Origin of the sequence: Dyella lutea, from assembly GCF_024158035.1 — a bacterium.
Taxonomy (GTDB): Bacteria; Pseudomonadota; Gammaproteobacteria; order Xanthomonadales; family Rhodanobacteraceae; genus Dyella_A; species Dyella_A lutea.
The window spans coordinates 79,229-91,103 of sequence record NZ_JAMZEK010000001.1 but is presented as its reverse complement, the minus strand read 5'-3'; the positions used below and the strand labels follow the sequence as shown (position 1 = coordinate 91,103).

The window sequence follows — 11,875 nt, the reverse complement described above, 5'->3', positions numbered from 1 at the left end:
TTGGACGGCCAATTCCGCTGTCGCGTCGCCGCACTCAGAGCACCGGCTTGCCGCCGTCCTTGTAGACCACGCCGTCCTTCATCACGAAGCCGACCTTCTGCATCACTGTGATGTCCTCCAGCGGGTTGCCCGGCACGGCGACCACGTCGCCGACGAAGCCCGGCGCCAGCTGGCCCAGCCGCTTCGCCTGATGCAGCAGTTCGGCGTCATGGGTGGTGGCGGCCTGCAGCACGTACATCGGCGGCATGCCGGCGTCGACCATGTACTTGAACTCCTTCGCGTTCTGGCCGTGCGGGTAGACCGCCGCATCGGTGCCGAAGGCGATCTTCACGCCCGCGCGGTAGGCCTTGCCGGCGGTGGCCTGGATGATCGGGCCGACCTGCCGGGCCTTGGCGGCCACCTGCGCCGGGTAGTAGCCGGGGATGGCGGCCATCTGTTCGACGTACTTGCCGGCGATGATGGTGGGCACGTACCAGGTGCCATGCTCCTTCATCAGCTTCATGTCTTCGGCACTCATGAAGGTGCCGTGCTCGATCGAGTCGACCCCGCCGAGTACCGCCCGGCGGATCGCCTCGGCGCCGTGCGCGTGGGCCGCCACGGTGAAACCGTAGTCGTGCGCGGCGTCGACCACGGCCTTGATCTCATCCAGCGTCATCTGCGGGTTGTCGGCGCTGGCGCTTTCGTCCAGCACGCCGCCGGAGGGCATGATCTTGATCAGGTCGTCGCCGTTCTTGTAGTGCTGGCGCACGGCCTTCCACGCGTCCTGCGGACTGTTGATGATGCCGTCCTTCGGGCCGGGGTTGCCGGCCAGGTCGCTGCGATAGCCGTCGGTGGGATCGGCATGGCCGCCGGTCGAGCCGATCGGCACGCCGGCGGTAAAGATGCGCGGCCCCGGCAGCACGCCGGCATTGATCGCGTTGCGCAGGGCGACCGAGTCGTTCTGCTCGTCGCCGACGTTGCGCACGGTGGTGAAGCCGGCCATCAGCGTGCGCCTGGCATAGACGGTCGAACGCACGGCGTAGTCGGCGATATTCCACCGGAACTGGTCGGAATAGCCGGTCGGACTGGTCTCGCTGGTCAGATGGGTGTGCGCGTCGATCAGGCCCGGCAGGCAGGTGGAGGTCGGCAGCACATGCGCCTCGAACGACTTGCCATCAGCGTGCGCCTGGTCGCCCATCGCCTTCAGGTCGACCGCGCCGGGGCGCACCTCGCGGATCACGCCGTTCTCGACGATCACCGTGGTCTCGCCCAGCAGCTTGCCGGCGGCGGTATCGATGGCGTGCCCGCAGGTCACCACGGCGATGCGGCCCTTGCCGGCCGGGGCGGCGGGAGCATCGGCACGGGCCGCGGGCAGGGCGAGCGCGGCGGCGAGGGCGATCGTGACGGGACGGACGGTCATGGAGGCGCTCCGGCAGGGGGAAAGCGCCATGGTAGGCAGTGGCCGCCGCCGGCGGCCAGTGGCTATTGGTCGGACTTGCCTTCGCGGAGGGCGTCGGCCGCCGCCTCGGTGGCGGCCGGCTCGACCGGCTCGTGCACGTGCTGGCGATGGGCCGCCTCCACGTGCCGCGCGTGCAGATCGGCCGGCGAGGCGTCCGGCGGCGTGGCCTCGGCCGGCGGCAGCGCCGCGGTCTCTGCGTCGTGCTCGGCCTTGTCCTCGCCACCCGGGGTGATCTTGAGGATCGAGTGGCGTACCTCACGGGCCAGGATCACCCGTGCGTCGCGCACCATCTCCTCCAGTGCACGGTCGTAATCGAGCTTGCCGGCCTCGTCGGTCCAGACGATCCTGCGCTCGCGCAGTTTCTGGATGAAGCCGCGGAACAGTGCCTTGTCGAAGAACTCCGGCGCCGCCTGCTCGCTGAGCAGCGACAGCCGCTGCGCGGTGAGCGTGCAGGCGTTCTCCAGTTCGGCCGCGGTCATCGTGTGCGGCCCGTTCTTGGCCAGCGCGGCCAGCGTGATGTAGTAGCGCTCGAACGCCTGGGTCAGGCTGCGTGCGATCACCTTGAGCTGGAACGCCGCATCCTCCTGGCCCGGACCGCGTTCGAGCACGCGGCCTTCGCCCGAGGCTTCGAGCAGGCCGCGACGCAGGAAGAAGTCGACCGTCGCCTGCATCTGCTGGCCGAAGCCCTCGGTGTCCCACGGCAGGAACAGCTCGCCCTGGATGAACGGGTAGATGATCTTGCCCAGCCGCACCACCGAGCCGCGCGACATCCGCCGGTTGTTGAGGAAGCAGCAGGCGACCCAGGCCGCGGTGGCGGTCAGGTGCAGCACGTTGTTGCGGAAGTAGGACAGCAGCACCGCCTGCTCGTCGTCGGCCACCAGCACGTCGCCGAGCGAGTGGCTGACGCGGCGGATCCAGCCCATCTGCTCGCCGTAGGCGATGATCCCGGCCGGGTCCATCGGGGTCAGCGTGACGCGGTCGGAATAGGGCAGCTCCTCGATCAGCGCCTTGCTCAGCTCCAGCTGGGTGAGCAGGTCGGCCTCGGCCATGGCGTGCTTGGGCGTGGCCAGCAGGGCCAGCGCCAGCAGGTTGATCGGGTTCACGTCCGCGGCGCGGTTGATGTTGACCTGGATCTGCTCGGCCAGCCGGTCGACCACGCTGCCCAGCCACTCCGGCTTGGCGTCCGGATCGCCGCTGACGGCACGCCACTGTGCGCTGGCCGCGTCGAGCATCGGGGTCAGTTCGATCGGCTCGCCGAAGTTCAGCGCCACGTGGCCGTAGCGTTGGCGCAGCACCTTCAGGCCCTTGATCAGGCCGATCAGCGATTCCTTCTCCTTCGGCTTGCCGGACAGCTCGCCCGCGTAGGACTTGCCCTCCATCAGCTTCTCGTAGCCGATGTACACCGGCTGGAACAGCACCGGGCGGCGCGGCGCGCGCAGGAACGCCCGCACCGTCATCGCCAGCAGGCCGGCGCGCGGCGCCAGCAGCCGGCCGGTGCGTGAGCGCCCGCCCTCGATGAAGTATTCGATCGGTACGCCACGGTCGATCAGCTGCGCCATGTACTCGTTGAAGATCACCGAGTACATCGCGTTGCCCTTGAAGCTGCGGCGCAGGAAGAACGCGCCGCCGCGGCGCAGGATCGGCCCGATCACCGGCAGGTTGAGGTTCACGCCGGCCGCGATGTGTGGCACCACTACGCCGGAGGCATGCAACTGGTAGGACAGCAGCAGGTAATCGGCGTGGCTTCGATGACTGGGCACGTACACCACTTCGAAGCCGGGCGCGGCGGCGCGGGCCTTGTCGAAGTGGTGCATGGCGATGCCGTCGTACAGCTTGTTCCAGAAGTTCGACAGCACGAACGAGGCCGAGCGCACCACCGGATGCGAGTAGTCCGCGGCGATCTCCAGCATCAGCTTCTGCGCGCGGCGCCAAGCCTTGGCGTAGGAGATCTTCTCCTTGTTCGCGGTGGCCGTGATCGCGGCGCGCACCGGCTCGGCGTTGAGCACGGCGTCGACGACGGTGCGCCGGTGCGAAAGGTCAGGGCCGATCACCGCGGCGCGGATGCGACGGAAGTGCACGCGCAGTACGCGGGCGATCTTGCGGGCGAAGCGCTCCGGCGCCACCTCGCCGGCATCGGCCAGCGCCTCGCGCAGCGACACCGGGTCGGAGAACTGCACCACGGTGTCGCGACCGTTCAGCAGCAGCGCCAGCAGGCGGCGGAAGTGGCCGACCACCACCCAGTTTTCCGAGAACAGCACGCGGAACCATCCGCTGTCGCGGCTCGGCGCACGGCCGACGTAGATCGAGACGGGCACGATCTGCACATCGCGTTCGGGATCGCCTTCCAGCGCACGGGTGAGCTGGCCCAGCGCATCTTTCGGCGAGCGTTGGCGGTTCTTGCCCAGCACCAGGCCGTCGCTGCGACCCAATGCCAGCACCGAGCGCCGCCGGCGGGTGCCCGGTAGCGGCTGCATCGGCGAGGGCAGGCCGGCCTCGCGGCAGGCGCGTTCCAGGATCAGCGCGTCGGAGATGCCGTCGCGCTCGATCACGTAGCACACCGGCACGCCGGCCTGGAGCAGGGCGGCGGGCTCGGCCGGGTCGCGGCGCAGTTTCACCCACGGCTCGAGCAGGTGGCCGAGGAGGTTGAACCACCACGGCGCGCGGCTCCTGGGGGGCGTGTCCATCGAAGAGGTCATGGGCATCCGCCTATTGTACCGGGACAGCGCCGGGGTCTCCGGTCCTGGCCGCGACACCGGCCCGGTCCGGCGCGAACCGGGCCCAGTCCGCCCAGTCCGGTGGATCGATGGTCCCGGCGAGTCGGGGGAGCGCCATGGGATACCAGCGCCCGTCGACCCGTTGCATCCTCAGCACCGCCTGCCGGGGCTGGCCCTGCAGGAGGTAGTCGATGCGCACCCAGGCCAGGTCTCCCTTCCGGGATGCCAGGCTCACCTGCACGGAATCGAGTACCTCGTCGAGTGACAGGCCGTAAAGCACCAGGCACCGCTTGGCTCCGGCCAGCAGGCGCGAGGCCTGGGCCATGGCGGCGGTGAAATCGAGGGCGCTGACCTGCGAGAGCGTCGTCAGGTGCAGCGATCGCACGGTCTCCACGGCGATTCCCGCGGTCTGCCGGCTGCGATCCAGGTCGAGCCAGGGGGCCTGTTCCGCCCAGGTGACCCATGGCGCCAGCAGGGGCTCCAGGCTGCGGGAGTGCGCGCTGTCCATTGCGAGCGCGTGGCTTGCCAGCTGCCGCACCATGCCGCCACCGATGGCGATGAGGACGGGTAGCTGATCGCTGTATTGCCGGTCGAGGCGCACGAGGGTGGGCTGCCATTGCGCGGCCAGGGTCGCCGCGGCCCGCGGCCTGTCGAACCCGTCCATGAATCGGTGGAAGCCCGCGCGCGCCCGCTCGGTCGCCACCTGCTGCTGGCGCCGCTGCCAGTCCCGCTCGACCGCGGCGTAGGTCGCCGGCGGCAGACCGTGCTTCCAGAACGCCACGAGATCGTCATGGCGCACGTCCGCGACCAGTACGCGCAGTGCCGCGGCGGCTCCGCCGTTGCCGGGAGTCGGCGGCTCGCCCAGGCGGCGGCCACAGCCGGACACCGGCACCAGCGCGCCGAGCAGCAGGAGCAGGCGTGGAACGGGGCGGCGAGGCAGTCGGGGCATCGCGGGGCCGGAAGTGGCGGAGACACCGAGGCTACGGACCGCCCGTTGCATGGACAAGGCAGCCGCTCGGTGGGGCAAAAGAAAACCCCGCCGGCGTGAGCCTCGCGGGGTCAGTCCCGGCAGAGCCGGAAGGGAAATGGCCTTGCCTGTGTTTATCTGCGGTCAGCAGCAGGTGTCGGCAGAGCCATGGTAACGGCTCTCCGAAGTTAAGGCAATGGATTTGTTTTGTGATGCAAGTATTTGATTTTATACATCACTTCACGCGCAATGCGGCTTCCTTCTGGCGCCGGCGTTCCTCGCGGGACTGGGTCCAGTCGTTGTTGAACAGGGCCGGCTCCCAGCTGCCGTAGGTGGCGTTGGGAAGCACGAACCAGCGCGTGCCGACCCACTTCAGATACGGCGCCACGGCTTGCTCGCGGCCCGCGGCGTTGTTCGCGATGACGTCGGCGAAGTCGCCGATCTGGTCGCCCACCTGCATCAGCACGCGGTACTTGCGGCTGATCAGCTGGCGGCGGCACCCCTTCTCCGTGCCGATCTGCTCGCAGCCCTCGACAAAGGTGCCCAGGCCGAGGAACGCGTCGGGCCCCGAGACCGGAAAGCCGACCTTGCGCAGGTTGGCCAGGGTGACCGTGTCCAGGTCCTTGGCGCGGTTGGAGATGAAGATCACCGCGATGCCGTGCTTCGCCGCGAACCGGGTGAACTCGACGGCGCCGGGCAGCGCGCGCGCGGCCTCCTCCTTGCACCAGTTGGCCCAGTCGGCCTCGTTGTATTCGCCACCGCTCTTGATCAGGCGAGCCTGGTAGGGCGAGTTGTCCAGCGCGGTCTCGTCCACGTCCAGCACCACCGCCGGCTTTAGCTTGTGGCTGACCGGTGCGACGCGATCGTCACTGGTCAGCGCGTCCCAGGACGGATCCTTCAGCGCCTTGAGCAGCTGCATCTGCGCGTCGCGATAGGTCTGCTGGAAGATCAGGTCGTGCTCGATCGCGGTCTGCGACCACACCACGGCGTTGAGGTTGTCGTCCGCATCCGGGCCGGAGGGCGCCGGGGCCGGCGTGGTCACCGGTGCCGGCGGCGGGGTGGCCGTCGCGGGACGGGATGGGGCGGTACCGCAGCCGGCGACGAGGGCGAGGGCGGCGATGAGGGCGGGAACGCGTGGGCGCATGGGCAACCTTGGCAATGACATCGGATCGACAAGCATCGGGCGAGTTTACGACAGCTGCATGTCCGGGCCCCGGCGCTGGCGGTCCTGCGATGCCGCTGACAGACTGCACTCCCCTGATGCGGAAGGATGCCGATGACGCCGTCCCCCACCCCCCCGATGCCGCGACCGCCCGGCCGGATCGAGCTGGCCAGCTACCTGCTCGCCGCGCTGGCGCTGTTCCTGGTGCTGCGCCTGCATCTGCTGCCGGCGCTGCTGGCCGGCCTGCTGGTGTACGAGCTGGTGTACTCGGCCAGTCCGCTGCTGGGCCGGCGCATCTCCGGCGACCGCGCGAGGATGGTGGTGGTCGCCCTGCTCGGGGTGGTGATCGTCGGCCTGCTGCTGCTGCTGGTGCTGGCCATCGTGAGTCTGCTGCGCAGCGAGATCGGCAACCCGACCCAGCTGTGGCAGGACCAGCTGATGCCGCTGGTGGAGAAGGCCCGCCAGCAGTTGCCGCCGGCGCTGACCACCTGGCTGCCGGACAGCGTGGACGAGCTGCGGGTGATGGCGGTCGAGCTGACCCGCAAGCATGCCGGCAGCCTGCAGCTGGCCGGCAAGGAGACCGCGCGGGTGATCCTGCACATCATCCTCGGCCTGGTGCTCGGCGCTATCGTGGCGTTGGGCCGGACCCGCCCGGCGCACCTGCAGGGGCCGCTGGCGCTGGCCCTGTCGGCGCGCTGCCAGAATCTGGCCGAGGCGTTCCACAACATCGTCTTCGCGCAGATCAAGATCTCGCTGATCAACACGGTGTTCACCGCCATCTTCCTGCTCGGCGCGCTGCCGCTGTTCGGCATCCACGTGCCGTTCGCCAAGACCCTGGTGGTGATTACCTTCGTGGTCGGCCTGCTGCCGGTGATCGGCAACCTGATCTCCAACACCGCGGTGACCGTCGCCGGCCTGTCGGTGTCGTTGGGCGTGGGCGTGGCGGCGCTGGCCTTCCTGGTGCTGATCCACAAGCTGGAGTATTTCCTCAACGCACGCATCGTCGGCACGCAGATCCGCTCGCGCGCGTGGGAGCTGCTGGTCGCGATGCTGGTGATGGAGGCGGCCTTCGGCCTGTCCGGACTGGTCGCCGCGCCGATCTACTACGCCTACCTCAAGCGCGAGCTGGAAGTGCGCGACCTGATCTGAGCGCTCAGGCCACCAGCCCGGCGTCGGCGAGGATCGCGTGCAGGCTGTCCATTGCGGGCCCGTAGCGCTTCCAGCGCTCCAGCGATTCGCGGTGCAGGGCGGAGCGCACCTGCACCGCACTTGGAGTGGTGACCGGCGCGGCATTGCGTTCGAAAGCGAGGCAGGCCCGGTCCCAGGGGAGTCCGCAGAAATCGAGCAACTGGCGCGTCACGGCCTCCTGGTCGTCGATCAGTGCCTCGTAGGACACGCTGAGCAGTCGGCCCGGCAGGCAACGCTCCCAGTGCGCCATCAGCCGGTCGAACTGCACGTAATAGTGCCCAATGTCCTCCAGCGTGTAGGAGTAATCCATCATCGGTGCGCTGGCCGCGAACAGCTGCCGGAAATTGCTCAGGCAGGTGTCCATCGGGTGGCGCCGCAGGCAGACGATGCGCGCATCCGGCAGCGCCCGTGCGATGGCACCCAGATGCAGGAAGTTGTGCGGGAGCTTGTCGCTGAAGCGGCCACTGATGCCTGTCGCGGCGCGGGCGTGCTTGATGTACGCCGTTCCGAGCGCGCTCCAGTCCACGGTCGGTCCGGAGCGCACAGTGTCGGCTGACAGGTGTGGGGTCGGGGAACCGAGCGCCTGCGCCAGCGCCAGTCCGAAGGTGTTCAGTTCGCCGGCCGAGTGCAGCTGTGGGTGACTGGACAGTATGCGGTCGACCAGGGTCGTGCCGCTGCGCGGCATGCCGACCACGAAGACCGGCCCCTGCATCACGGCGTTGGCGGTCGGGGCGGGAACGGAGCCGAAGCGCTCGATCAGTGCATCGACCAGCGCCACGTCCCGCGCGGGGGTATAGGAGCGTGTCGGGCGAGCCGCGCGCTTGCCGGTGACGAGGTGGCTCATGGCTTCGGGATAACGTCCGAGATCCTCGTATTCCTTGGCCAGTGCCAGATGCAGGCAGGTACCCGCGGCCGGGTCGCGGCCGGCTTGCGGCAGCAGTGCCTCGAGCCGGTCGAGATGGTGACGCCCGGGCGTCCAGCGGCGCAGTTGGGCCAGGCTGTAGTGTGCCTGCCAGGTGTGCGGCGCCAGCGCAAGGCAGGTCTCCAGGGCCCGTTCGGCGTCGTCGAAGCGGCCCAGTCCGATCAGCGCCGACGCGCGGTTGAGATGATGGACCGGCTGCCGGGGTGCGAGCTCGGCTGCTCGTGAGAACGCCTGCAATCCGGACTCGTAGTCACCGGTCTGGACCCACACCTGGCCGAGCACATCGAGTGCCAACGGATCGCGTGCCTGTGAGGTCGGAGCCTGCGTCGCTGCCACCCGGGCTTCATCGGCCCGACCGGCGGCGAGCAGGGCGCGGGCATGGTGGGCGGCAAAGTCCAGCCGCGCCGGATCACCCTGCACGGCTGCCGCCAGATGTTCCGCCGCGCGGTTTGGCCGGTCCTGTTCGAGCTCCGCCACACCAGCCACGAAACGCACCAGCGGATGCCCCGGTGCGGCAGCGAGCAGCGGTGTGGACAGGCGTACCGCTGCTGCCCAGTCCATGCGATTGAACGCATCGAGCAGCTGCTGGTAGGTGGCTTCGAGCGAATTCATCGGTAACCTTCGCTCACTCAGCCGGCGAGCATCGCGGCGATCTTCGCCATGTGCGATTCGGCGGTCTCGCGCACGGCCTCCTTGTCGGCCTCGGGGTCCTTGCCCTGCCAGTGCAGGTCGTCCTGCGGCAACTCGTGCAGGAAGCGGCTGGGCTGGTTGGCGTTGACCTCGCCATAGCGCTTGGTCTTGGCCGACCACGACAGCGTGAGCACTTCCTTGGCGCGGGTGATGCCCACGTACATCAGGCGCCGCTCCTCGTCGATGCGGCCCTCGTCGATGGCGCCCTCGTGCGGCAGCGTGCCCTCCTCGCAGCCGACGATGAAGACGAAGCGGAACTCCAGCCCCTTGGCTGCGTGCATGGTCATCATGCGCACGGCATTGCCCGGGTCGTCGCGGTCGGCGTGGCTGAGCAGGGCCAGCTGCGAGGCGAGGTCGCCGGCGCTGTTGCCGCCCTTCTGCATGGCGCGGAACCAGTCGGTGAGTTCCTTCAGGTTGCCGAGCTTGCGGTCGCGCACGGTGGCGTCGGGGGTGCTGGCGGCCACGTGGGTGGCATAGCCGGTGCGCTTGAGCACGCGCTCGACCAGGTCGGCGGCGCTCTCGTGCAACGAGGCGCTGCGCAGCTCGTCGAGCAGGCTGGAGAACGAGGCCAGCGCCGCGGCCGGGCGCGGACTGAGCTGGCGCAGCACGCTGTCGCTGCGGGTGGCTTCGAGCAGCGAGCAGTGCTTCGACTGCGCGATCTGGCCGAGCTTCTCCAGCGTGGTCGAACCGACCTCGCGCTTAGGGCAGTTCACCACGCGCAGGAAGGCGGCGTCGTCGCTGGGGTTGGCCAGCAGCCGCAGGTAGCAGAGCAGGTCCTTCACCTCGGCGCGGTCGAGGAAGGACAGCGCGCCGGTGAGGTGGTAGGGCACGCGCGCCAGGCGCAGGGCCTTCTCCAGCGGGCGGGCCTGGAAATTGCCGCGGTAGAGGATCGCCATGTCCTCCCAGCGCGCCTTGTGCTTCTCGGCCAGCGTGGTGGCGATCGAGGCGATCTTCTCGGCCTCGTGCTCGGCGTCCTTGCACTCCAGCACGCGGATCGGCGCGCCTTCCGGGTGCTCGCTCCAGAGCTTCTTCTCGTGCAGGTGCGGGTTGTTGGCGATCAGCCGGTTCGCCGCGCGCAGGATGCGCTTGCCGCAGCGGTAGTTCTGCTCGAGCTTGATCACCTTCAGGTTCGGCCAGTCGCGGCCGAGCTGGTCGAGGTTCTCCGGGTTGGCGCCGCGCCAGGCGTAGATCGACTGGTCGTCGTCGCCCACGCAGGTGATGCGGCCGCGCTCGCCGGTGAGCGCCTTGAGCAGGCGGTACTGCGCGTCGTTGGTGTCCTGGTACTCGTCCACCAGCAGGTAGCGCAGGCGCTCGCGCCAGGCGTCGCGGCACTCGGTGTCGGACTCCAGGATCCGCAGCGGCAGCCGGATCAGGTCGTCGAAATCGACCGCGTTGAACGCGGCCAGGCGCTGCTGGTAGAGGTCGTAGATGGTCGCCGCCTCCAGCTCCTTCGGGCTGCGCGCGGCGGCCAGCGCTTCCTCCGGCGAGAGGCCGGCGTTCTTGGCGCGGCCGAGCAGGTTGCGGATGCCCCACAGCACGTCCGGCTTGGCGCCCTTCGGCGCCAGCTCCTTGACGATGCCCTCGCTGTCGTCGGCGTCCAGCACCGAGAAGCCGCGGCGCAGGCCGGCGCGCTCGTGCTCGATCTGCAGGAACTTCAGGCCCAGCGCGTGGAAGGTGCACACGGTGAGCGCGGCGGCATCCTCGCTGCTTACCAGCTTGCCGACGCGCTCGCGCATCTCGCGGGCGGCCTTGTTGGTGAAGGTGATCGCCGCGATCTTGCCCGCGGCCAGCTTCCGGCGCTGGATCAGGTGGGCGATCTTCTGGGTGATCACCGAGGTCTTGCCGGAGCCAGCGCCGGCCAGCACGAGCAGCGGGCCGTCGCAGTATTCGACGGCGGCCAGTTGTTGGGGATTGAGCATCGGATTCGGGTACAGCGGACGCGCCGCGGCGCGGGCGGGGGGATGGTAACAGAGCGTCGCGGCCGCCTCGGCGACCCGTTGTCGCCGCTATGATTTCCCCGTAATGGCGGCCACTTCATGACCCCCATCTCCTCAATGCGATCGCGCTGATCGTCCTGGTTCCGGTGCCCGCCCTGCTGCTGGCACCGCGCACGCGCCGCCGCGACGGCTGGCGTGCCAGGGTCACGCCGCTGGCCTCGATCTTCGGCTCGGGCATACTGGTGGTGGGGCCGATCCTGGCCGGGGTGGGCGGTCGTGGCACGGCGCTGGCGATGGCCGGGCTGTGCGTGCTGGCCCGGCTGTTCGGCAGTGCGGTGCGCTTCAACATCGTCCACGCCGAGCCGCTGCACGGCAGCGTCCGTGCGCCGCGATTGCCGCAGCTGGACCGGCTGGCCGAACTCGGCCTAGTGCTGGCCTATTTCATCTCGGTGGCCTATTACCTGAACCTGCTGGGCGCCTTCCTGCTGAAGGGCTTCGGCGTGGTTTCGCCGGAGCTGGCGCGGATGGTGACCACGGCGATCCCCGTCGGGGTCGGTGCGCTGGGCTGGTTCCGCGGCTTCCGCGCGGTGGGGCGGGTGGAGATCTACGCGGTGAGCTTCAGGCTGGCGGTGCTGGCTGCCGTCTGGCTGGCGGAGCTGACGGTGCGCGCGGTGACCCAGCCGGCGACGCACCCCGGCTGGCACGAGCTGCGCGTGCTGCTGGGCTGCGTGATCCTGGGGCAGGTCTTCCAGACCTCGCGCTTCCTCGGGCGCGAGTACCCGGCCGCGCTGCGCGTGAGCTAGATGCGCCGGGCGCAGGGGCTGTTCATCGGGATCTAAGTCGTCTTCATCGCGCTA

Annotated in this window: 8 protein-coding genes; 2 read left to right on the top strand and 6 right to left on the bottom strand. The window is 69.3% G+C overall.

Features of this window, described 5'->3' with window-relative positions; all coding sequences use genetic code 11:
* Nucleotides 1–34: 34 nt before the first annotated feature.
* The 4 genes from NC595_RS00375 to NC595_RS00360 form a co-directional block, all read right to left on the bottom strand.
* Nucleotides 35–1,399 carry a metal-dependent hydrolase family protein gene (locus NC595_RS00375; protein ID WP_253564156.1) on the bottom strand — a complete coding sequence of 455 codons (1,365 nt, stop codon included), beginning with the start codon at nucleotides 1,397–1,399 and terminating at the stop codon, nucleotides 35–37.
* A 62-nt stretch (nucleotides 1,400–1,461) separates the two neighbouring features.
* The gene (gene plsB, locus NC595_RS00370; protein WP_253564155.1) at nucleotides 1,462–4,134 is read right to left on the bottom strand and encodes a glycerol-3-phosphate 1-O-acyltransferase PlsB; all 2,673 of its coding nucleotides are present in this window, start codon (nucleotides 4,132–4,134) and stop codon (nucleotides 1,462–1,464) included.
* Between the two features lie 10 nt (nucleotides 4,135–4,144).
* On the bottom strand, nucleotides 4,145–5,101 hold the full coding sequence (locus NC595_RS00365) for a hypothetical protein (protein ID WP_253564154.1): 957 nt from the start codon (nucleotides 5,099–5,101) through the stop codon (nucleotides 4,145–4,147).
* Between the two features lie 253 nt (nucleotides 5,102–5,354).
* Entirely contained in the window at nucleotides 5,355–6,263 is a 909-nt protein-coding gene (locus NC595_RS00360) for a 5'-nucleotidase, lipoprotein e(P4) family (RefSeq protein WP_253564153.1), read from the bottom strand.
* A 132-nt stretch (nucleotides 6,264–6,395) separates the two neighbouring features.
* On the opposite strand from NC595_RS00360, the gene NC595_RS00355 reads away from it, so the two are divergent.
* Nucleotides 6,396–7,430: an AI-2E family transporter gene (locus tag NC595_RS00355; RefSeq protein ID WP_253564152.1), complete on the top strand. Its 1,035-nt coding sequence runs from the start codon at nucleotides 6,396–6,398 to the stop codon at nucleotides 7,428–7,430.
* A gap of 4 nt (nucleotides 7,431–7,434) precedes the next feature.
* Here the strand turns inward: NC595_RS00355 and NC595_RS00350 are convergent, their stop codons facing one another.
* Entirely contained in the window at nucleotides 7,435–9,003 is a 1,569-nt protein-coding gene (locus NC595_RS00350) for a tetratricopeptide repeat-containing sulfotransferase family protein (RefSeq protein ID WP_253564151.1), read from the bottom strand.
* Nucleotides 9,004–9,020: 17 nt separating this feature from the next.
* Entirely contained in the window at nucleotides 9,021–11,000 is a 1,980-nt protein-coding gene (locus tag NC595_RS00345; RefSeq protein WP_253564150.1) for a UvrD-helicase domain-containing protein, read from the bottom strand.
* Between the two features lie 164 nt (nucleotides 11,001–11,164).
* On the opposite strand from NC595_RS00345, the gene NC595_RS00340 reads away from it, so the two are divergent.
* Nucleotides 11,165–11,821 (top strand): hypothetical protein, encoded by a 657-nt coding sequence (locus NC595_RS00340; protein WP_253564149.1) that lies wholly within the window; start codon nucleotides 11,165–11,167, stop codon nucleotides 11,819–11,821.
* The last annotated feature ends 54 nt before the right edge of the window (nucleotides 11,822–11,875 follow it).